Raw genomic sequence first — 21417 nt, 5'->3', positions numbered from 1 at the left:
CTGCCGTCTCAGCGCGCGCCGCGCGGGGCGGCCGGCACCTTGTAGAGGTCGACCGGCTTGCCGGGTTTGGCCGGCGGCACCGGCGCGACCGGCGGCACCGGCCGCGGGTAGGGCCGGTAATAGCCGCCGCCATAATAGGCAGGCTGCTGGTAGGTCTCGTTGTAGACGGGCTCGATCCGCCCGGTCAGGCTGCAACCCGATTCCAGCTCGGCGCGCCGCGATGAATCAATGTTCATGCGACTGACGGTATTCAGGCACTGCTGGACGACCGCCGGCGACGGCAGGCCGCTGGCCTTGCGCTGCGCTTCCGCGTCACGGCGTGCCTGGGCCTCGTCGGCGAGACGGTCGGCCTGCATCTGGTCGGCCTGCCGCCGCATGCGGTCGGCGTTGCGCTCCGCCTGCTCGCGTGACGCTTCGGGCACGACGTCGTCCTGCATCGTTCTGACGGTGCTGCTGCCGGCAGCGCACGGCTCGCTGGAAATTTCCGTCCGCCCGTCGGGCTGGCGGCACTTGTAAACCTCGGCCGTCGCCGGCAACGCGAGCGCGAGGAAAAGTAGCGGTATCAATCGGCTGGTCTTCATGTTTCGTTTATAGCGCAAGCCGGGGCAAATGGGGAGCCGGAACGCGGCAGGCGTCCATCAAGCCGTTTCGCGGTCGCCGGCGGCAATCTTTCCGGAACTCGTGGTCGGGGCGTTGTCCAATCGAAGAAACCTGCCATCGCCGTCGGCGTTCGTCGCTCGCGCCCGGCGTTACCGGCGGGTAAAGGAGGTCGATCATGATGATGTCCCACATTCCCCACATGCTGGTTTCCGAAAAGGACGGCTGGGAAGAAATCGATCGCTCGCATTTCTCCGCCCGCTGGTTCTTCAAAAGTCTGGTGCTACCGATGTCGCTGTTGCCGCCGGCGCTTTACGCCTTCGCCGAGCTGGTCCATCCGGGCGCCATCTTTCCGCTGTCGGTGCCGGCCCTGACGCCGATGCAGCTGGCGGTGTCGGGCGTCGTCTTCTACGTTGCGCAGTTGCTGATGGTCGGCTACATGGCGATGCTGATCCAGCGCATGTCGCTGGCTCGCGACCATGATCCCGGCTATGACAGCGCCTACGCACTGGCCGCCATCGCGCCGGTGCCGCTGTGGCTGGCCTCGCTGTCCCTGCTGGTGCCCAGCCTCGGCTTCGTCCTGGCCGTCGGGGCGGCCGCCTGGGTCGCGTCGATCATGCTGATCCGGCACGGCGTTCGCCCGCTGCTCCATATCAGCGACGAGAAGACTGCGCACTATGTCGCCAACGTGGTGACCGGCGCCGGCATCGTCGCGTGGATCGCCTTGCTGGTGGTCAGCGCGATGATCCTCAGCATCCTGCTCGGCGTCTGGTCGGCGATGCTGTAGGCGGCCGTCGCGGCCGCCGGCGTTCAGCCCGGGCGGCCGCGCAGGCGGCGGAACAGCGCCTCGCCGATTTCGCTTGGCGCCTTGCCCTGCGCCTGCATCAGCCGGACATTGAGGACCAGGTTTTCCAGTACCAGCTTGGCGGCTACCGCCAGCAGCATCGTCCGGCGGTCCTCTTCGCCGAGCAGCGCAGTCTGCTCGGCGATTTCGCAGATATGGCCGCATACCAGGCGGCGCAATTCGTCCTCGTCGTAGGGCAGGTCGCCGTAATCGATCGGGTCTTCGACTTCGATCTCGCGGATCAGGGCGGCAAGTTCGCTGCTGGTGATAGTCATGGCATCCCCCGGTTTGTCGTATGGGACCGCAATTTTCCGGAAAAGGTCGCATGCGCTGCCTGCCGGCCAGGAACAGGAGGCGACAGTCGGGACTCCAAATAACAGGGAGTCAGGCTTCCGGACACCGCGAGTTGGGCAGGGCGGCCGGCGCGAGGAATGCGATGGAGAACGCAATGTTCGGCTTTATCGACAAACTGGCGCACTGCACGTGCAGCTTCCGGGTTCCCGGAGATCCGCGCAAGGTCAATTCGACCTACGTTTCCGAATTCACCGGCTTCATTGGTCACTACCTCGACGAGCATCCCGAAGTCGTCGCGGACCAGCGGACCGGGCGGCTGATCTATTGGGAGAAGCGGGTCGACCTGGCGGCGCAGGCCGCGGCCGAGCGGGAAAGCGCGCCGGCCGACGGCTACGGCTTCTACTGGCATCACGGCACCCAACATTGAATCGGCGGCTGTCGTAGCCCCCAACGAACAACGCCCCGCAGCAGCGGGGCGTCGGGAGGTCGGCGGTTGCCGGCGGGCGCTCAGAGGATCATCCCGGCGCCGACCGTGTTGTTGGTGCTCTCGTCGATGACGATGAAGGCGCCGGTGCCCCGGTTTTCCGTGTAGGGGTCGACGAACAGCGGTTGGGCCAGCTTGAAGCTGACTTCGGCGATATCGTTCATGGCCAGCTTGTCGGCGGCGACGTGTTCCAGCGTATTGACGTCGAGGCGGTGGTCGATGCCGGTCAGCTTGGCCTTGGAGTCGCGTGTCGTGTGGCGGATCAGGTAGGTGCGGGCGCGGTCGAGCGGCGCTTCCGCGAGCCAGCAGACGGTGGCGCGGATCTCCTTGACGGCGGCCGGCGCTTCCTCGCTCTTGACGATCATGTCGCCGCGCGAGCAGTCGATCTCGTCGGCGAGCAGCAGGGTCACGGATTGCTCGGTGAACGCCTCGCCGATGTCGGCACCGCCGATCTGCACGGCCTTCACCGTGGATTCGAGGCCGTTGGGCAGCACGGTGACCTTGTCGCCGACCTTGATCGAGCCGGATTCGACGCGGCCCATGAAGCCGCGGTAGTCGTGCAGTTCCGGATTGGCGGAATCCTGCGGTCGACAGACGAATTGCACCGGAAAACGGAACTTCTCGGCATGCTCGGTATGGGCGCCGGGGGCGGCTTCGAGGATTTCCAGCAGGGTCGGGCCGTCGTACCAGTCCAGGCTGTCGCCGCGGTCGACGATCATGTCGCCGTTGAGCGCCGACAGCGGGATGAAGCGAATGTCCTCGATGCCGACCTTCTTGGCGAATTCGAGGTAGTCGGCCTTGATCTTCTCGTAGGTTTCCTGCGAATAGTCGACCAGGTCCATCTTGTTGATGGCGACCACCAGGTGCGGGATGCCGACCAGGGCGGCCAGCTTGGAGTGGCGGCGGGTCTGGGTCAGCACGCCCTTGCGCGCGTCGATCAGGATGATCGCCAGGTTGGCGGTCGAGGCGGCGGTGACCATGTTGCGGGTGTACTGCTCGTGGCCTGGCGCGTCGGCGATGATGTACTTGCGCGTGCCGGTCGAGAAGTAGCGATAGGCGACGTCGATGGTGATGCCTTGCTCGCGCTCGGCCTGCAGGCCGTCGGTGAGCAGCGAGAGGTCGACGGCGGCCATGCCGCGCTTCTGCGAGGTCTTTTCGATGGCGGTCAGCGTATCGGCGAGGATGGTCTTGGTGTCGTACAGCAGGCGGCCGATCAGGGTGCTCTTGCCGTCGTCGACGCTGCCGCAGGTCAAAAAGCGCAGCAGGCCGTGGTCTTCAACTTGGTGGGCGCTCATTAGAAGTAACCCTCTTTCTTGCGTTGTTCCATGGAGGCTTCGCTGGTCTGGTCGTCCAGACGGGTAGCGCCGCGCTCGGTGATGGTGGTGGTGGCGGTTTCGAGAACGATCTTGGCGACGTCGTCGGCAGCCGACTCGACCGGCGCCGTGCAGGAAATGTCGCCGACGGTGCGGAAGCGCACCTGCAGATCGACGATTTCCTCACCGGCCTTGGGCAGGTTGGTCAGCTCGCCGCTCATCAGCGGCACGTTGACCGGTACGATCGCGCCCTGGCGGATGACCACCGGGCGCTTGTGGGCGAAATAGATCGACGGCAGTTCCAGGTCTTCGCGCTCGATGTATTGCCAGACGTCCATTTCGGTCCAGTTCGAGATCGGGAAGGCGCGGATGTTCTCGCCCTTGTGGCTGCGCGCGTTGTAGAGGTTCCACAGTTCCGGGCGCTGGTTTTTCGGATCCCACTGGCCGAACTCGTCGCGGAAACTCATGATGCGTTCCTTGGCGCGGGCCTTTTCCTCATCGCGGCGGGCGCCGCCAATGCAGCAGTCGAAGCCGAATTCTTCAATCGCTTCGAGCAGGGTCACCGACTGGTGCTTGTTGCGCGATTCGCCTTCGTGCTTGAGGACGACCGTGCCGCGCTTCATCGAGTCTTCGACCGAACGGACGATCAGGCGCTCGCCGAGTTCGGCGGCGCGCTTGTCGCGGAACTGCACGACTTCCTGGTAGTTGTGGCCGGTGTCGATATGCATCAGCGGGAAGGGGAACTTGCCCGGGCGGAAAGCCTTTTCGGCGATGCGCAGCATGCAGATCGAGTCCTTGCCGCCGGAGAACAGCAGCACGGGGTTGGCGCACTGGCCGGCGACCTCGCGCATGATGTGGATGGCTTCGGCTTCGAGCCAGTCGAGGTGGCTGAGCGTGGAAGAGGTGGAGCGTTGGGTCATTGCAGGGAAATCCGCGGGGATTGTCGAATGCTCGCCATTGTAGCAAGGGCCTAATATTCGTTTAAGAACGAGTGCGCATCTTGTTATTTCGTTTCGCTATAAAAGCCGGCACAATATTGCCTCCGTTCCCGGTACCCGATTCTCGAACTTCACAAAGGCCATTCAAGATGAAACTGCTTGCAAGCACCGCCGCCCTGCTGCTTTCGCTGACCCTCCCGGCGCACGCCGGCGACGCCAAGGAGGAAAAGACCGCCTCCGGCATCGGCATCACCACGCTGAAGGAAGGCACCGGCGCCAACCCGAAAATGACCGACACGGTGAAGGTCCATTATCGCGGCACGCTGGAAAACGGCCAGGAATTCGACAGTTCCCACAAGCGCGGCCAGCCGGCGACCTTCCCGCTGAGCCGGGTGATCCCGTGCTGGACCGAAGGCGTGCAGAAGATCAAGGTCGGCGGCAAGGCCAAGCTGGTCTGCCCGCCCAACCTGGCTTACGGCAACCGCGAGATTCCCGGAATTCCCGCCAATTCGACACTGATTTTCGAAGTCGAACTGCTCGATATCGTTCGCTGACGATCGATTTTTCCAGGAGGCCCGAACCGGAATCCATCCCGGTTCGGGCATTTTCATTTTTGACCATTTTTTGCTGTCGACCGCAGCAGACGCCGGCCCAGAGCAGTGCCGAAAGGCGGTCGAGGCCTATGGGGCCTTTCAATTCCTCGAGGATGGGCGTCCCATGCAACGATGGATCGAGCTGCCCTTACTCGTAGTGCGTCCACATACGGAGCACACGAACCACCCGTTCGTTGGGGAAGACTTCATAGACGAGGCGATGTTGAATATTGATGCGCCGTGAATATGCGCCAGCCAGATCCCCTACCAGTTTCTCGTATGGCGGCGGGTTTTGAAACGGATCGGCGGCAAGGACAGCCAGAGGTTCCTGTGCCTTTGCCTTCAGACCCGCCGTCGCCAGTTTCTTCGCGTCCTTCTGTGCGTGCTTCGAATAGACCACCTGCCAACTCACCATTCAAGCTCCGTGGCGCTCTTGCCAAGAGGCTCGGCCATGCCTTCCTTGATGGATTCGCGCATGCCCGGCACCGAGAGCAGGTGTAGCGTTTCCTGTATCGCGTCCCAATCTTCGGTAGATAGAAGAACCGCACTTGTTCGCTTACCGGCAATGTGGATCGGCTGATGTGATTCAGCCGCCTGGTCAATTAGACGATACAGGTTGGCGCGTGCTTCACTCGCAGTAAGGGTGGCCATGTTTGTTCTCCTGGTGAGGGAGTTATTATGGTACGTATTAGCGTACGTATCGTCAATCTACGCTTTGAGCGGCTTACGTTGATGTCACCGGCGCTGCGCGGCTTCCTCGCGCAGCGTCCGGTTCGCTGCCGTGTCATGCAACTTCACGGAGTCGTCTCCCTGCGAGTGTCGGCCGAAACGGTGACGGCGGCGGCCGGGCGGCGAAACAGGGCGTAAAGCATCTGCTGCGTGTCAAAACGCCACAGACGCAAACCCATGCCGCTGATCTGCGGTTGTTCGGTGGTGACCGGCCGGCGCAAGGTCTGCACGCACGGGGAACCCGTGCCGGCCGCAGCGTATTGATCCACGACGCCCCGCGAATCCTCGCGGCCGTTCTCCCGCATCCAGGAATACGTGACCAGGCCGCCAGGCACGCGCACCGGCAGCGCAAAGCCATCGGGCAGCCATTCGGGCGTGAAGGCAACCGTGGCCGCAACGGGTGGTGTCATTGTCCAGTCCGAGTAGGCGCGCTGGTCGTTGGCGTCTCGCCAATGAACTCGCCAGTTCGCCGGTGCCACGGCGCCGTGCCAGAACACATGGACGTCCTCGCCGTTCCGGCAAAGATAATTGGAACTTGCGTTGTCCACCGGAACATATTGGCCACGCACATTGAGTTCGATGCGTTCGATGCGCACGCCGGCGGGGGCTTGCCAACGCTCTGTCCAGACCTCACCAATTTCCGGCACAGTGAAGCGCTGTTGCTCAAGCACCTGATGCAACGGCGGCCTTTTCACGCCGGGCGAAAAGTTTGAACCTGGCGCAGCGCCAGTTCCATCCATGGCGCGCGCCAGATTGAACACCCAGGGTTGCACCTGATTGGCGAGCAGCACCGGCACCAGCACCATGAGCAAGCCTGAAAGGCCAATGGCCAGCCCATCCTTGCGCGCAAGTCCAGCGGCCAGACCGGCGAACCAATGCAGGCCGAAATAAACCAGCGGGCCGGCGGTGATAGCGAGCAGGTAGAACGCCGCCAGCGCCTCGGGCCCGCCGATGGCACGCGCCGGGATCACCACTGCCGCGGTGGCAGCGGCAGCAATCGGCAGGGTGGCAAGGCGCACGAACAGCCAGGCACCGGCCTGGTTCTGCGCGGCGAAGCGGCGCCGCTCGTAAAAAACGGCAACCAGCACAGCGATCACCATGAGCAGTGCAAACACGCTCCAGATCGCCATTACAGTCGGCGGCATCCTGCCGACGATGGCGTTAAAGCCTGCGTTCAAGGCTTCCATGTCAGGGTGGCAAAGGCCAAACGGTTGAAGAGGTGGTCATAACGTTTGAATTAGAAGGCGGTTGTAGTGTTTGACCTATCTGCGAATGCCACTTTTATACAAGAGCTCTTCCACAGTTGCGCGGTAGTTGCCGATTACGCGCTGCAAGTCTGGCCTACGACAGTTAAAGTAGATCTTGTGTGCTGCGAAGTTACCAAGGCTACGCAACTCATCCAGCATTACTTTTGTATCTCTGGCTAACCGTAGCGTCGTGTGATTCTTGGCATTGGCAATGATTCTCTCCAGTGGAAGATATTGGCCATTCCCATCTTGGATTTCTGAATCAATTTGGTTGTGCTCATAGGACAAGACCAGCAAGACCTCAACTAGCCGCCTCATAAGGACTGCACAGCCATCAAAAATGTTGTATTCGTAGGAGGCGTTGATCTGTCGGGCCAGTAGCTCTATGAAACCTCGGGTGTTTTCGTAGAGCGAGCGGGGAAGGATGCAGTCAGTTGATTCGACTTCTTCGGAATGGCTCGTGATGCCGGGAAATAGCCCCTGTAACTCATCTAGGTCGGCCGCATGTAGCTTCCATGATTCAGGACTGCTCCCTCGGACGAAGCTTTTAGATCTTTCTATCCGTCCCTTTAGGCGAGAAATATTCGGCGCATGGAGATGCAGACTCTCAAACCAAGAGCGGATATCTTCTAGACCAAACTCGCGCATCCCCACGGCCTTGTGCTGAAAGTAGGCTATCAATCGGACCTTCTCGATCTCAGTTTGATCGATGATTTCAGCCAATTTGGCAAAAGTTTCTAGCTTCATCTAGCTCTTATTCTTGTTTTGTCGGGGTAGATCATGCTCAACAAATACCGACCCTCGATGGGGAATGCGAAGATTTCCTTCGCTGTCAAACTCGACCCAGCCTTCCTTGTTCTTGGTGTCGATGAAACTCTGCCGGAAGGCCTCAGGAGGCCGGCGCCCGACCTCCGAGTAACATGTATATGCGTGATTGAGGGTCACCTGAGATAGCCCAACGATCTTCTGCAGATAATACACAGCGACTGCATTGAATTCCTTTGCTGATCCTGGTTGCTTTTCCTCAACAAAGGACTTGAAACCAGGAATGCTTTTGTCCCCTCGAAGATTTAGCTCCCGGTCAAGTTTGTAGCTCTCCTTCGATGCACCTCGTTTCGGCGCCACTTTCTCAATAGGTGCGCCATCGCTATCCACCTTCTCAGCTGAACTGCGCCGTCTCGTACGCTTCTTTGCTGGTGGTGCTGCAGAAGGGGAAGAAGGGCTTGCGAGAGGGGCGTTGCTTGAGAGTTGCAGCGCTTGTCCTAGAAAAGTCCGAACGAGAAGATCAAAAACTTGTGGCTTGACTGTTTCGGGGAATCGATCAACAACCTTGGATATGGATTCGAGTTCGCTCTTCAGTTCATCGTAGCTCGGCATCGCAGCCTCCTTTAGTTTGGAAATTGTTCCTGTGGGCCAATGACTGTGATTTCTAACTTCTAACGTCTGAGTTCAGGGGACGCTCCGCCGATAGGCGGAGCGTCCCCTGAAACGATGGGTTAGCCCGCACATCGGCTTCAATGAGCCCAATGAAAAGATGATGAAACGTCTCGCATGCTCGTTTAGCCTCTATTGAGTCCGAGCAGCCGTTCGGATTCCATGCGACCGACCTCGTAAGGAATTACCGTTCCGTCGGCGTTAGTTACAACTGGCCCCTTTGTTCTTAAAGCCTCTGTTCCCGTTTCAACTTTTCCACCGAGCTGAACGATTTGATTAGCAACCTCATTCATTCGTGACAAGAGAGCTTGCGCATCCAAAGTATTTGAATCAGCTAGCTGAACCCACGCCCGATGTGCGCCATACAACGCTTTGGCATACTCGAATATCAAGCTGCACTTTTCGTTAGAACTGCTATTCAACGTATGGCTCCCCTCTGTTACGAATTGGCAAGAACAGGCGTTTATGCGGGCTAACGTGATGTAGACGGCATTATTGACGTATACGCCGGACGACCGCCGCATAAGCTGACGAACACGGCACCGTAAAACGCGCGTGCCCTCTGGGTTTTCAGGAATATACTGTACATATGAACAGTTATATTAAACTGGAAATTAGTTCATGGATATAAATCAGCCACCAACCTTGCTTGGGCGGGTTCGCGAGGTGATTCGTTACAAGCATTACAGCATAAGGACGGAGCGGACTTATGTCGACTGGATAAGGCGTTTCGTCAATTTTCATGGCCGGAGACATCCATCGCGAGATGGGGGCGGACGAGATTCGGGCGTTTTTAGCCATTTGACATCCCATCTGGACGTGGCGGTTTCCACGCATCAGCGGGCTTTGTCGGCGCTGGTTTTTTGTACCGCGATGTGCTTGAGCTTGAGTTGCCGTGGCTGGAGAAGCTGAACCGCCCGATCAAGCCCAAATGCTTGCCTACTTTGCGGGCGGCAAACCCTGCATGATGTTTCCGCGAACCGGACGTGAAAGAAACGTTCTCGCCAGCAGGTCAAGCGAAAACGATTCATGCCGATTCCACGGCAGCAGGGATACGCAGCGCGCCATTGCGCAATAGCCGAATATCAGTTGCGCCCACGTTCCAATCGTGGGTACCCAGTAAATGATCCGTAGAGGTTCCGGAAAGGCAACAAGAAGAAGCATCAAGTACCAAAACCGGACCTGGACCGGAAAGGCGGTAACGTTGTGCTCGCGTATCGTGAAGTGAATCAACTGAAATACCGTGAGGCCGATTGCCAATGTGAAGCCGAATGGGTATCCAGTGACGCCCGCGGTGAGCAGGCAGGCGGTCACGAGCCAGTACCACCAACTGAGTCGTTTGTAGTCAATCATGAACATGCGGGCCTCCTTGGGTTTCACCACGCATCATGTAGCGCCAATTGGCGTGGAAGAGCGCAAGGCGTTCAGGCGAACCAGCGCAGAAACGCCGCCGAAGCCAGGGCCGTGACGCCAAGGAGGAGCAGCAGGGTCCAGACCAAGGCGCGTCTGGCGGGCTGCCAACCGGTGGCACGCTGCAGGTAGACGGTGGCCAGCAACACGCCGCCCGCCGCGCAGGCCAGCTTGATGAACAGCGCGCCGCGGGCGATGGCGTGGATGTCGGGGAATTTGCCGTAGAAGTGGTAGCTGACGGCGCCGAAGCTGGCGCCACTGGCAGCTTGGGCCAGCCAGCCGCCGAGCACCAGCCAGGCCAGGCAGCGCTGCGTAGCGGGGGCGTCGCGGACCAGCCAGTGAGCGGCGACGGCGCCGCCGACGATTGCCACGGCGCCGAAGTTGTGCACCAGCTGGACCAGGGCGTAGGCCAGGTTCTGGGGATCCACGGTCGCCGCGCCCAGAAAAGATGGTTCAGGCCGCCGTCATTCGACCATGACCTTGACGCACTTCTCGACGCCGATCGGCGTGTGGTTCTTGTTCACCACCTTGACGCAGATTTCGTGCGGGCCGGCGGCCAGCGTCTTGAGCGAGGCGCTGCCCTTCAGTTCGCGCAGCACGGCGACTTCCTTGCCGTCGACATAGAGGTGGCTGTGGTCGCCCTTCGGGCCGGGCACGATCTCGTAGGTGACGCGGTTGTCGGCCGCGGCCTGCAGCTTGGCGCCGTCGGCCGGCGCGCTGATGCTGACCGAGCCTTCCTGGGCCAGGGTGGTGAGGGGGAATGCGAGCGCCAGCGCGAGCAGCGGGGCGAAGTGGAGGCGGTTTTTCATGCTTGTTCTCCTTCTCGTCGGGGAAATGGCCGGGCTAGTCGAGGCCCGGATGGATCATGTCGGCCGGCACCACCCAGCGCGCGAAGTCGTCGGCCGTCACGTGGCCCGAGGCGAGGGCGGCGGCCTTCAGCGTGCTGCCCTCGTGGCTGGCGCGCTTGGCGATTTCGGCGGCCTTGTCGTAGCCGATGTGCGGCGCCAGCGCGGTAACCAGCATCAGCGAGCGTTCCATCAGCTCGGCGATGCGTTCGCGGTTGGCGGCGATGCCGCGTGCGCAGTGGCGATCAAAGCTGTCCATGCCGTCGGCCAGCAGGCGGACGCTTTGCAGCATGTTGTGGGCGAGCAGCGGCTTGAAGACGTTGAGCTCGAAGTTGCCGGCGGCGCCGCCGACACCGATCGCCACGTCGTTGCCCATGACCTGGCAGCAGAGCATGGTCAGCGCCTCGCACTGGGTCGGGTTGACCTTGCCGGGCATGATCGAGCTGCCCGGCTCGTTTTCCGGGATGGTGATCTCGCCGAGTCCGGAGCGCGGGCCGGAAGCCAGCCAGCGGATGTCGTTGGCGATCTTCATCAGCGCCACGGCCAGCGTCTTCAGCGCGCCGTGGGCGGCGACCAGGCCGTCGTTGGCGGCCAGCGCGGCGAACTTGTTGGCGGCGCTGACGAAGGGCAGGCCGCTGCGCGCGGCCAGCTCGGCGGCGACGCGGGCGCCGAATTCGGGATGGGTGTTGAGCCCGGTGCCGACGGCGGTGCCGCCGACCGCCAGCGGGTGGAGCGAGGGCAGGGTGGCGGCGATGACTTCCTCGGCATGGTGCAACTGGGCGACGTAGCCCGAGAATTCCTGGCCGAGCGAGAGCGGCGTCGCGTCCTGCAGGTGGGTGCGGCCGATCTTGACGATGTCGGCGAAGGCCGCCGCCTTGCCCGACAGCGTGGTCTTGAGCTGGCGCAGCGCCGGCAGTACGCGCTGGCTGATGCCGATGGCGGCTGCCACGTGCATGGCGGTGGGAAAGATGTCGTTCGACGACTGGCCGCGATTGACCTCGTCGTTGGGATGCACGAGGCGCCCGTCGCCGCGCGGGCCGCCGAGCAGTTCCGAGGCGCGGTTGGCCAGCACCTCATTGACGTTCATGTTGGTCTGCGTGCCGGAGCCGGTCTGCCAGACGACGAGCGGGAATTGCCCGACGTGGCGGCCGGCCGCCACCTCGTCGGCCGCGGCCATGATGGCGAGCGCCGTGACGTCGGGCAGCAGGCCGAGTTCGCGGTTGACCCGGGCGCAGGCGCGCTTGACCTCGGCGAGCGCGCGGATCAGTTCCTCCGGCATGCGTTCGCCGGAAATGGCGAAATGCTCCAGCGAGCGCTGTGTCTGCGCGCCCCACAGACGGTCCTCCGCCACCTCGATGTGGCCGAAGGAATCTTTCTCCAGCCGGGTCATGGCGGGGCGTCCGCTTTAGTGCCGTGCGCGCAGGTCGTTGTTCAGCTCGTCGACGACCTCGGCCCAGTCGCCATCCTCGAGGATGGCCTCGCGCAGGAAACCGGCCTGCGCGGGCGTCCAGAAGGTGGCCTCGTGGAGCTGCAGGCTGTCGGGCAGCGGGGCGTGGGTCTCGATGAAGCGCGCGATCGAAACTTCGTCGTTGGGCTTGCCGAGCTGGGCGAACAGGTTGCTCAGGTTATGCACGGGTCTTTCCATGACATCCTCCTTGACGGGCATGCCGGCGGCCTTGCCGGGGCTTGCAGATTGGATTCCGTTCGGCGGGAGAAGTTCGGGCGCCATTTTTGCCTGTTTCCGGACGTCGACCGCAACCGACGCTGCCGGCCGTCAAAGCGTCTTCAGATACTCGACCAGGGCATCCTTTTCCTCGGCCGACAACGCTGTCCCGAACTCGTGTCCGTGGTTGCCGCCGCCCTTGCTGGCGGTGTCCAGCTTCGTGCCGATGCGCTGCGCTGCCGGCGTGTCGCTGACGAAGCCGACCTTGGTCTGGTCGTAGACGTCGTAGCCGCGCCAGAACACTTTTGGCCGTTGCGCGGCGGGTTCGAGCAGGTCGCGCAGGGTGGGGACCGAGCCGTTGTGCAGGTAGGGCGCCTTGAGCCAGATGCCATCGAGGAAGGGGACGATGTAGCCGATCAGGTCTTCCTCGACCAGCCCGCGCCGTTCCAGCCCCATTTCCCGGACCACTTGGTTGGCCTTGATGGCGGCGCCCTTGTTCCATGAATCGAGGCGGCCGCGGTCGGTGCCGACCTCGGCCAGCGGCAGCGGCGTGCCGGTCCGCTCGCTGGCGTGGCAGGCGGCGCAGTTGGCGTCGAACAGCGGCTTGCCGGCGGCGGCGCGGGCAGCGTCGACGGGGAAGGGGTATTTCGGCGGCGGCAATTCCGACATGTAGTCCTTCAGCCACTGCACCTGCGTGAGAAAATCGGCCTTGTCGGCGGGCGGCGCGCCGAGCACGCCGAGCGCCGAATCCATCACCACCGAGTAGGCGTCGTGGCTGTCGCCGGCGTAGTTCATGCGGTGGCCTTTGTCCCAGACGTATTTCTTCAGGTTCCACACCGAAGGCATGTCGGTGGGGCCGAAGGTGTCGTCCATCGGCGCCCGGATCATGAAGTACTTGGTCAGGTTCATCGCGTCGTCGCGCCCGCGTCCCCATTCCGGGAAGTCGGGGCGGTAGAGCCAGGCGAACTGGGCCTCGCGTTCGAGCAGGCGCTTCTTGGTGACCGGGATGATGACGAAGCGGTAGAGCAGGCTGTCGATGAAATCGAGGTCGGTGACGCGGTTGATCTCGGCCATCAGGATGTCGGCGTTGAAGCGCGGGTCCCGGGCACAGTCGATGAGCAGCCGGAAGAAGCCCTGGACGTTGGCGGTGTGGGCCGAGCCGCCGACGACGAACACCGGGTTCGATTCCGGCGACACGCGGTAGCTGGTGGTGTGGCAGACGGCGCAGTTGTTGGCGACGCGGGCGAAACCGATGGTCTTCTTGGTGAAGCCAACCGGCAGTTCCTGGCCCTGTTCCCAGGCGACGCCGAGCGCCGCGTAGCCGCCAGGCGCGACCTTGCCGTCCTGGACGAATTTTTCCGGGAAGACGCGCGGCAGCACGTAGAAGATCCAGTAGGGCACGCCGGCGTCGTGCTCGGCGCCGATCGAGCCGTACTTGAAGCGCATCTCCGGCGTCGCCGTCACCCAGTCGGGCTGCGGGTATTCGCGGAAGCCGCGGTCGTAGCCGATCATCGCGCCGATGACGGCGATGACCACGACGGCGAGGCCGATGGCCTTGAACCAGGTCTTGCAGGAGCACGAGGTCGTCATGATGTCACCGCCTCTCAGAATGTCTTGAGGAACTCGACCAGCGCCGTTTTCTCGGCGGCGCTCAGTTCGGTGCCGTAGGCCTTGCCCTCGTGGCCGCCGTTGCCGTTGCCGGGCAGCGTGGTGTCGAGGCGGAAGAGTTTCTTGCCGTTGGCTTCGGGCTGGTCGGAGACGAAGCCGACCTTGACCGGGTCGTAGACGTCGTTGCCTCGATAAAAACTCGGTGGGCGGTTGGCGGCGGGTTCGAGCAGGTCGCGCAGGCTGGGCACCGAGCCGTTGTGCAGGTAGGGCGCGCGCAGCCAGAGGCCGTCGAGCGGCATGTTGGCGTAGCCGTGGGTCTTCTGGAAATGCGTGAAGCGCCACGGGTAGCCGGCGTAGAGGGTGGCCTGGTTGACCGCCAGCGTGTAGGTGTAGGAATCGAGGCGGCGGCGGTCGGTGCCGATCTTCGCCAGCGGCTCGACGGTGCCGACGTATTCGCCGCTGAAGTCGCTGCCCGAGGCGCCGTGGCAGGCGGCGCAGTATTCCTTGTAGATCGGCGCGCCCTGCGCGGCAAGGCTGCGGTCGACCGGGAAAAAGGCGGCAAAATCGGGCGGCGCGGCATCCAGGATCCACGCCTCGACGCGCTTGATGCGCTCGATGTCGATTGTCGGCGGCGTCGTGCCGGTGCCGAAGGCGGCGCTCTTGTTGCGCTCCTCGACCGTCGTGTTGTTGCCGTCCCAGTGCAGCTGCATCTCCTTCGGTTCCTTGCGCTGGCGCTGCCGCCAGATCGACGGGAAGTCGGCGGGGGCGTCGAACTCGGCCGGGTCGAGATGGGCCATCGGGAAGTTAAAGATGACCTTGGCCGAATTGAAAGTATCGACCCGTCCCGGTCCCCACTCGTGCTGCTTGAACACCCAGTCGAAGCGCCCGGCCAGCGCCAGCACGCGGTCGCGCATGATGGCGATGGCGATCGGGTAGACGAGGTAGCGGTCGAGCAGGTCGAGGTCGCCGCCCTGGCGGGCGATTTCGGGCAGAATGTATTCCTTCGAGAACTTGGGGTCGGCGGCGCAGCGGAAGAAAAATTCCTCGAAGCCCTTCATGTTGAAGGTGGCGGCCGGCATGCCGAGGACGATGGTCGGTGGCTGGTCGGCCCCGGTGCGCACGGTGCTGACGTGGCACACGGCGCAATTGACGAAAACGCGGTCGATGCCCTGGAAACGGCGTTTGGAGGTGCCGACCGGCACATCGCGCTCGCTGCCGTCGGGGTTTTTCTCATAGACCATGCCCAGCGACTGGTAGCCCTTGCCCGGCAGGTACTGCGGGCAGACCTCGGGCAGCGCGCGCCAGATCCAGTAGGGAAAGCCCATTTCGTGCTCGCCGCCGGTCGAGCCGTACTTGAAATGCTCGGTCGGGCTGGCGTAGTCGACCGGCACATCGCCGCTGAAGCGCTTGAGCAGGATCAGCCCGACCAGCAGCGGCAGGGCGACGGCGATCAGGAAGAGGAGGGTGAAGCGTCGCTTCCAGGGACTTGCGGCCTGTTCGCGTTCGTCGTTCATGGTGCTTCCCCCTCGATCTTCTGGTTACGGCGCCGGCAGGCAGGGCCGCAGGGCTTCGTAGCCGTTGACCAGCAGTTGCCGGAGGTCCGGCGGGCGGCCGGTTTCGGCGCGCAGCCAGGCGTCGACCTGCGCCAGCAGCGCCTGGCGGGCCGGGCTGGCGCGCCACGCGGCGCGGTCGGTGGCGAAGGCCGGCAGCATGCTTTCCGGCGGCATCGGCGTCTTGTCGCGCTGTTCGGGCGCCAGGTCGGCCATCGCCAGGCGCACGTAGAGGCGCGGCGCGCACTGGCGCAGGCGGGCGGCGACCTGGGCGCCGTCGCCGGCCAGGAAATTGGGCGGGAAGGTTTCCGCCGTCTGGTGGCAGGCCGCGCAGTACGGGTAGAAACCCTGCAGGGCGGGGTCGACCGGGGTGCTCGCCGGGCTGCCGGGGGCGATGGCATCGGTTTCCAGGCGCGCGGCGGGCAGCGCTTCGGCGGCGCGGCAGCAGGGGGCGGCGGCGGGGGCGCCAAGCTGGCCGAGCAGGGCGGCGAGCAAGGCCTGGCGCGGGAAGACGCCGGGCCCGAACAGGCTGGCGCCGGCCGGGCCGGCGGCCAGCGTTGCCAGCGCCTGCTCGACGGCGGCGAACTCCTCGCGCAGTTCCAGCGTAGCCGTCCACGCGGCCGGGTCGCCGGCGCCGCGCTCGATGCTCAGGCGGGTGATGGCGTGGCCGGCGGCGCTGCGCGGCGGGCGGCCGGCGAGACGCGGCGCGAAGGCCGCGCCGTTCGCCGTGGCCGGGCCGGCGAGCGCAAGGTCGAGATTGCTCAAGGCGGTACCGCCGGGCAGAGTCAGGCGCGCCAGCTGGCCGCCGCGCGGGCGGCCGCTGGCGAGGTCGATGCTGCCGGCCAGGGTCGGGCCGGCTTGCCCGCGCGGCGGCGCGCAGTGCAGCGACCAGCGCGAGGCCGGCGGACTGGCGTTCACCGTGCAAGGCACGCTCAGGCGCGTCATGGCGATGCCCGGCTGGCGAGCGAGGGCGGCTTCGATGCGCTGGCGGTCGGGGGTTGAAACGAATTCGGCGAGGCCGGCGACCAGCACGGTGAGCGCCTGCGGCGCGCCGGCCTGCCAGGTGTCGCGTGGCGGGCGCGGCAGTAGCGGCTCGAAGCGGGCCGGCACGTGTGAACGGGAGATGCGCGCAGCGTCGTCGGCCGGCCAGGCGTTCAAGCCCTGCAGCGGGTTGCGGTTGGGCAGATCGGGGTCGCCGACGGCCAGCCCGCCGGGCCAGCGGCGGCCGGCTTCGGCGCGCAGCGGCGCGGCGACGGTTTGTTCGAAATTCGTGTCCGGCGCCCAGGCCTGGCCGCCGGACAGCGCATGGCGCAGCGCGGCGGCGAACAGGCCGGCACGGCAGCGTCGCGCGGCCTGGTCGTCGCCGCCGCAGCCGTCGCGCCACAGGCGCTGGGTCAGGGCGAAGCCGTTGGCGCGTTCGGTGGCATTGTCGATGGCGTAGGGAATGTCCACGCCGCGTTCGGGCGGGATGCCGTAGAAGCTGCGGCGAGTGCTGGCAGATTCGGCGGCGAGTAGCGCGGCGGCCTGCGGGTTGGCGTTGGTTTCGTCCCACAGGGCGCGCGAGAAGATCGGCGCGCCGTTCTGGTGGCAGGCGAAGCACAGCGTGCGGTTGGCGTAGACCACCTGCGGCGTGGCGCCGGCGCGGTAGTCCTTGACCAGCTGGAACTCGAAACGGCCGGCGGCCTCGTTGTAGCTGATGACTTCGAGCACCGCCGATTTTTCCTGGTAGCCGATGTACAGGCGGTCCTTCAGGTAGGGCGTGGAATTCGCTGCCGGCTGGCCGTCGACCGCAACCACCACGCGTGGATAGGCGAAATAGTCGGGCGCCGCCGCGGTGCGCTGCAGCGAGCGGCCGAGCGGTATGAGGACGCGCTTGGCAGGCGGCAGCGCGCTGCCCGGGTCGGGCGCCAGTTGCGCATCGAGACGGGCGAGCAGGGCTTCAAAGGGAAACGGCAGTTCGATGCTTGAGCGGCCGTTGCGGTCGACGGCGAAAAGCTGGTCGAAAAGGGAACGGCCGGCGGGCGGCAGGTTGTCGCCGGGGACGGCCGGGTCGACGACCCAGGTCGGTGCCGGGTGGGCGGTTTCAGCCGCTGCCCACATGACTGCTCCCGGCCCGCAGGCCAGGGCCAGCAGCCCGGCCTGGAGGGCGTTGCGCAGGTTCATGGCGGGCTTCCATCGCTGGCTTTCAGTATGCTGCTTTGGCGGCCGCAGCGACGACGGTGCGCGCCTGCGTGCCGGGCCAGCACTCTTCCTGCACCTTGCCGGTCCTGACGAATTCTTCGCGCGCCTTGTCGTCGGTCGCCTTGTCGTAGAGGGTGAAGTTGAGCGCGAAGCCGCGGTCGAGGTAGGCGCGGCCAAGGTAGAAGCCGGGACGGATCATGCGGATCTCGTCGCGCACCTTGAGGCCGCGGCGGCCGGCGAGGAAGTCCGGGCTTTCCTGGTAGCCGGGGATTTCGTCGCTGAAGAAGTAGTCGATGATGATCGACTCGCGGCGCGCGTCGAGCAGGCTCTGACCGCAGTAGAGCTTGGCCGGGAAGAGTAGCCAGGTTTCCTTGCCGCCATAGCTCATCTTCTTCGGCTCGCCTTCGACGAGGCCGATCTTCTTCAGGATCGAGAGGTCTTCGATGCGATTGCGCAGCACCCGTTCGTCGCGGAAGAAGACCTTGCCGCGCCACAGGGTCTCGCCGATGTCCTCGACGACCAGGCCCTTGAGGTGCAACGCGGTGCCGGTGAAGCCGCCGACGATCTCGGACAGCCGGAACTTGCCGCTCTCGCCGCGCGGCAGCAGGATGCGGCCGTCGAAGGCGCCGTCGGGGATGGGGCCGGCGGGCAGGCGGGCGTAGATCTGGTCGAGCTGTTCCTGGTCGAGCGTGGCCAGCCAGTCGGGCGTGATCTTCGCCAGCTCGGCCGGCGCGATCGGGTACTTGTAGTCGACCTGGGCGAGGTCGAGCTTCGTCTGGTAACCCTTGTCGTAGGGGGCGAAGCCGACGTTGGGCGCTGCCGGCTGCCGGTCGCAGGCGGCGAGGACGAGGACAGCGAGGGCGATGAGGCCGGCGCGCGGAGTGATGGTGTGCGGCAGTCGCATGATGGTCCCCTCCCTCAGAGCGTGGCGAGGAAGGCGGTCAGCGCCTTCTTGTCGGCCGCGGAAAGGTCTTCGCCGAAGCGGTGACCGCCGTTTTCGATTTCCTCGGTGCAGGTCTCGTAGTTGGCGCTGAGGAAGTCGCGCTGTTCGCGCAGGATGTCGACGAAGCGGGCCGGGTGCTTGAGTACCTCGTCGGCGATCGCCTGCAGGGTTGCGAGCTGGGCCTTCTTGCCAGCCGCTTCGAGCTTGGCCGGGTCGCGCTTGGCGAGGAAGAGGTCGCCGACCAGCTGCTTGTGCTGCAGCCCGTTGAGGAAGCCGGCGCTGGCACCCTCGGGGATGCGGACCTGGCCGAAGCCGCCGAGCGGCTTCTCGGTCTTGCCGTCGAGCGGCCGGATGCCGACGTCGATGATCAGGTCGGCGTTGGTCAGGGTGCGCTTGGTGCCGCGCTCCTTCGGGTTCAGCAGTTCGTGCATCGACAGCTTGTAAAGCTGGAAGCGGCCATCGACGGTCGGATCGTAGCGCAGGCAGTCGGGCTGGCTGGCGAGCAGCTTGCCGTCCGTGCCGACGTAGCGCGCACGGTGGAAGTCGTTGGCCTTGTTGGCCGGCTTGCCGCAGATTTCCGGGCCGATGGCGTTGTTGTGCATGAACGGCGCGGTGGCCCAGACATTGACCAGCGAGATGTTGCGGTAATAGCCACGGCCGCCGTCCTTGAGTTCGGTGCGTTCCGGAATGTCCGCCACGACCGGCCGCTGGTGCAGGGTGTTGGAGGCGTATTCCATGTACAGGTGGCCGACCTCGTGATTGGAATGCAGGGAACGGCAGCGGAAGGTGCCGACCTCGGTGACCGGCGTCGCCTGGTCGTTGCTCAGGAAATCGGCGCGCACCTTGCGCGGGTGGGCGTCGTTGGGTGCGGCGAAGTCGCGCGTCTTGAAACTGCCGCCGGTACTTTCCGGGATGCTCGAATGGCAGCGCGCGCAGTTGTCGGCGAAAACGGCCTGGCCGCGGGCGACGGCGCCCTTGCCGAATTCCTTGTCGAGATCGGCGGCGAGGTCGGCGCGGCTGTAGCCCGGCTTGCCGGCCTTGGCGCGGGCGGCGTGGAGGTCGGTCTCGTCGGATTCGGCGGAGGCGAAGAAATCGAGGACGTTCTGCAGGCGATCCTCGACGGCGCGGAAGTTGGGGCAGTCGCGCCGGCACTGGCCGATGTCGAACGGCGTCTGGCCGAAGCCACGTTGCTGCGGATCGACCTGGCGCATGTCGGAGAAGTGATTGACCCAGCACTGCTCGGAACACGAGCCGATGTTGAAATAGACGCGCTGGATCGCTTCCAGGCCGCCGATCGAATCCTCGCCGCCCTTCAGGATGTGATGCACGCCGGGCAGCACGACCTTCTGGCCGCCCAGGAAAACCGTGGTGGTGTCGTCGTCACGCAGGCTCTTCTGCCAGCACTTGCCGCTGTAACCCGGTTCGCACCAGCACTTGCCCTCGTCCTTCTCGCCGCCGCAACTGGCGACCTTGCGCCACTTGGTGACCGCCTCGCCCTTGAACACCGGGCGCTGGGCGACGTTGATCAGGGCGTTGATGGTGCCCGGGTTGTTGATCTGGTCGTGCGAGATCGCCGAGGTGTCGGTCACGCCGGGGCGGGCGTGGGCGAACATCTGGTATTCGAGGCTGCTCATCGGCATGCCGGAGCCGAGCAGTTCGGACATGCGGGTGTACTGGTTGCCGATCAGCCCCTTGATGTTCTCCCATTTCGGATGGGCCGGGTCGGCCGGCGGGTTGAGCGGGTCGAAGGCGATGTGGCAGGAGCCGCAGGTGGTGCCGATCAGGAAGGGCGGCTCGACCGAGGCGTCGGCCAGTTTGGAAACGCGGCTGTCGGATTCGATGCCGGTGGCCGCCGCCTTGGTGGCGGCGAAGCCGGACCAGTTGGCGTTGCCACCATTCAGCGCCTGCCATTTGGCGGCGTCGAAGCGCGGGTTGGGGAACTTGCGCAGGCCGAGGGCGCCGGTCGAGGTGCCGAACCGCAGGTCGCAGGCCGAATGGCGCTGGTCCACCTTGCCGCCCTGGGTGTGCGGATCGTCGGCGTCGAGCGCGGCGTCCTTGAGGCCGCAGGCAGGGTCGACATAGCCGTTCTTGCCGACGTACTTGAGCAGCACGTCGTCGCCCGGACACCAGTCGAGGCCGTAGGTCTCCTCGGCAGTTTTGGCCGGGCAGTCGGGCGCGCCGGGCTTGCAGCAGGCCGGGTCGTTGATGATGCCCCAGGCCCAGAAACGGTCGTCGCGCTGGTCGGTGCGCAGCACGCGGAACCAGTCGACGAGGACGCCGATGCGCTGCTGGAAGGTGTAGGTGTGGAAACGCTCGTTGCCGCCGGTGGCCTTGAACCAGATCAGCCGGCCGACGCATTCCGATTCGTTGAGCCCCTCGCGGGCGCAGGCCTCGAAGTAGGGGGCGTCCTGGTCGACGCTGGCGGTCTCGGGAACCGGCTTGCCTGGCGGGGCCGCGGCGGCGGCCGGGGCGTTTTGCGCATGGGCGCTGCCGATGTTGCGGTCCTGAACCTGGAATATCCCGATGCCGACGGCAAGGGTGGCAATTGCCGCGATAGCGGCCAGCAGAGCACGTTTCATACGTTTTCTCCCCGATCAGCCACTACGAATTCCGGGTTGCCGGAATCACTGTAGTAACCTGATGACATTGATGCAGCGGAGAAGTTCAAACGCATGCACCCGCCGGCACGGCGCGGCGGGCGCGGTTTTTGGCCTTTTTTAGGCGTCGACCGCAACCGGGCGCCC

General features: G+C 64.5%; 23 protein-coding genes. 4 read left to right on the top strand and 19 right to left on the bottom strand.

The annotated features are described in order from the left end of the window. Positions 1-8: 8 nt before the first annotated feature. On the bottom strand, positions 9-581 hold the full coding sequence (locus GH660_RS00760) for a DUF4124 domain-containing protein (protein ID WP_153144670.1): 573 nt from the start codon (positions 579-581) through the stop codon (positions 9-11). Positions 582-775: 194 nt separating this feature from the next. Between GH660_RS00760 and GH660_RS00755 the strand changes: the two genes are divergently transcribed. Next, positions 776-1384 carry a Yip1 family protein gene (locus tag GH660_RS00755; protein WP_153144669.1) on the top strand — a complete coding sequence of 203 codons (609 nt, stop codon included), beginning with the start codon at positions 776-778 and terminating at the stop codon, positions 1382-1384. A 23-nt stretch (positions 1385-1407) separates the two neighbouring features. Here GH660_RS00755 and GH660_RS00750 read toward each other — a convergent pair whose 3' ends face one another. Beyond that, positions 1408-1716 (bottom strand): hypothetical protein, encoded by a 309-nt coding sequence (locus GH660_RS00750; protein WP_153144668.1) that lies wholly within the window; start codon positions 1714-1716, stop codon positions 1408-1410. 173 nt (positions 1717-1889) lie between these two features. On the opposite strand from GH660_RS00750, the gene GH660_RS17825 reads away from it, so the two are divergent. Next, positions 1890-2162, top strand: a complete 273-nt coding sequence (locus GH660_RS17825; protein WP_194266184.1) for a DUF3460 family protein — start codon at positions 1890-1892, stop codon at positions 2160-2162. A gap of 80 nt (positions 2163-2242) precedes the next feature. Here GH660_RS17825 and cysN read toward each other — a convergent pair whose 3' ends face one another. Next, positions 2243-3514 (bottom strand): sulfate adenylyltransferase subunit CysN, encoded by a 1272-nt coding sequence (gene cysN, locus GH660_RS00740; protein ID WP_153144666.1) that lies wholly within the window; start codon positions 3512-3514, stop codon positions 2243-2245. Beyond that, a complete protein-coding gene (gene cysD / locus GH660_RS00735) occupies positions 3514-4452 on the bottom strand; it encodes a sulfate adenylyltransferase subunit CysD (RefSeq protein WP_153144665.1) in 939 nt (312 codons plus the stop codon). The genes cysN and cysD overlap by 1 nt, the downstream gene beginning before the upstream one ends. Positions 4453-4619: 167 nt before the next feature. Here cysD and GH660_RS00730 point away from each other — a divergent pair, with 167 nt between their 5' ends. Then, positions 4620-5024, top strand: coding sequence for an FKBP-type peptidyl-prolyl cis-trans isomerase (locus tag GH660_RS00730; protein WP_153144664.1), 405 nt, complete (start codon positions 4620-4622; stop codon positions 5022-5024). Between the two features lie 187 nt (positions 5025-5211). Here GH660_RS00730 and GH660_RS00725 read toward each other — a convergent pair whose 3' ends face one another. The 5 genes from GH660_RS00725 to GH660_RS00705 all read right to left on the bottom strand — a co-directional run bounded on the left by GH660_RS00725 (position 5212) and on the right by GH660_RS00705 (position 8416). Next, positions 5212-5478, bottom strand: a complete 267-nt coding sequence (locus tag GH660_RS00725; protein WP_228276304.1) for a Txe/YoeB family addiction module toxin — start codon at positions 5476-5478, stop codon at positions 5212-5214. Continuing rightward, positions 5472-5714 (bottom strand): type II toxin-antitoxin system Phd/YefM family antitoxin, encoded by a 243-nt coding sequence (locus GH660_RS00720; protein ID WP_153144663.1) that lies wholly within the window; start codon positions 5712-5714, stop codon positions 5472-5474. The genes GH660_RS00725 and GH660_RS00720 overlap by 7 nt, the downstream gene beginning before the upstream one ends. 143 nt (positions 5715-5857) lie before the next feature. Next, positions 5858-6979: a hypothetical protein gene (locus GH660_RS00715; RefSeq protein ID WP_153144662.1), complete on the bottom strand. Its 1122-nt coding sequence runs from the start codon at positions 6977-6979 to the stop codon at positions 5858-5860. A gap of 75 nt (positions 6980-7054) precedes the next feature. Next, the gene (locus GH660_RS00710) at positions 7055-7786 is read right to left on the bottom strand and encodes a DUF4145 domain-containing protein (protein ID WP_153144661.1); all 732 of its coding nucleotides are present in this window, start codon (positions 7784-7786) and stop codon (positions 7055-7057) included. After that, a complete protein-coding gene (locus GH660_RS00705; RefSeq protein ID WP_153144660.1) occupies positions 7787-8416 on the bottom strand; it encodes a hypothetical protein in 630 nt (209 codons plus the stop codon). Between the two features lie 678 nt (positions 8417-9094). On the opposite strand from GH660_RS00705, the gene GH660_RS18160 reads away from it, so the two are divergent. Further along, positions 9095-9385, top strand: a complete 291-nt coding sequence (locus GH660_RS18160) for a phage integrase N-terminal SAM-like domain-containing protein (RefSeq protein ID WP_153144659.1) — start codon at positions 9095-9097, stop codon at positions 9383-9385. Positions 9386-9412: 27 nt separating this feature from the next. Here GH660_RS18160 and GH660_RS00695 read toward each other — a convergent pair whose 3' ends face one another. The 10 genes from GH660_RS00695 to GH660_RS00650 all read right to left on the bottom strand — a co-directional run bounded on the left by GH660_RS00695 (position 9413) and on the right by GH660_RS00650 (position 21252). Further along, entirely contained in the window at positions 9413-9832 is a 420-nt protein-coding gene (locus tag GH660_RS00695; protein WP_153144658.1) for a hypothetical protein, read from the bottom strand. Positions 9833-9897: 65 nt separating this feature from the next. Next, positions 9898-10311, bottom strand: coding sequence for a hypothetical protein (locus GH660_RS00690; protein ID WP_153144657.1), 414 nt, complete (start codon positions 10309-10311; stop codon positions 9898-9900). Positions 10312-10347: 36 nt separating this feature from the next. Next, positions 10348-10692, bottom strand: coding sequence for a hypothetical protein (locus tag GH660_RS00685; protein WP_153144656.1), 345 nt, complete (start codon positions 10690-10692; stop codon positions 10348-10350). 34 nt (positions 10693-10726) lie between these two features. Next, positions 10727-12118, bottom strand: coding sequence for a class II fumarate hydratase (gene fumC, locus GH660_RS00680; protein WP_153144655.1), 1392 nt, complete (start codon positions 12116-12118; stop codon positions 10727-10729). A gap of 15 nt (positions 12119-12133) precedes the next feature. Then, a complete protein-coding gene (locus GH660_RS00675) occupies positions 12134-12373 on the bottom strand; it encodes a DUF2789 domain-containing protein (RefSeq protein WP_153144654.1) in 240 nt (79 codons plus the stop codon). A 129-nt stretch (positions 12374-12502) separates the two neighbouring features. Then, the gene (locus tag GH660_RS00670; protein WP_153144653.1) at positions 12503-13981 is read right to left on the bottom strand and encodes a c-type cytochrome; all 1479 of its coding nucleotides are present in this window, start codon (positions 13979-13981) and stop codon (positions 12503-12505) included. Positions 13982-13995: 14 nt separating this feature from the next. Next, positions 13996-15513 carry a cytochrome c gene (locus GH660_RS00665; RefSeq protein WP_153144652.1) on the bottom strand — a complete coding sequence of 506 codons (1518 nt, stop codon included), beginning with the start codon at positions 15511-15513 and terminating at the stop codon, positions 13996-13998. A gap of 24 nt (positions 15514-15537) precedes the next feature. After that, complete coding sequence (locus tag GH660_RS00660; protein ID WP_153144651.1) at positions 15538-17712, bottom strand: hypothetical protein; 2175 nt, start codon at positions 17710-17712, stop codon at positions 15538-15540. A gap of 22 nt (positions 17713-17734) precedes the next feature. Next, positions 17735-18634, bottom strand: a complete 900-nt coding sequence (locus GH660_RS00655; protein ID WP_153144650.1) for a hypothetical protein — start codon at positions 18632-18634, stop codon at positions 17735-17737. Positions 18635-18648: 14 nt separating this feature from the next. Next, the gene (locus GH660_RS00650; protein ID WP_153144649.1) at positions 18649-21252 is read right to left on the bottom strand and encodes a cytochrome c; all 2604 of its coding nucleotides are present in this window, start codon (positions 21250-21252) and stop codon (positions 18649-18651) included. Positions 21253-21417 lie beyond the last annotated feature (165 nt).

The sequence above is a fragment of the Dechloromonas sp. H13 genome (assembly GCF_009469615.1).
Classification (GTDB): Bacteria; Pseudomonadota; Gammaproteobacteria; order Burkholderiales; family Rhodocyclaceae; genus Azonexus.
This window is presented reverse-complemented; position numbering and strand designations above follow the sequence as displayed.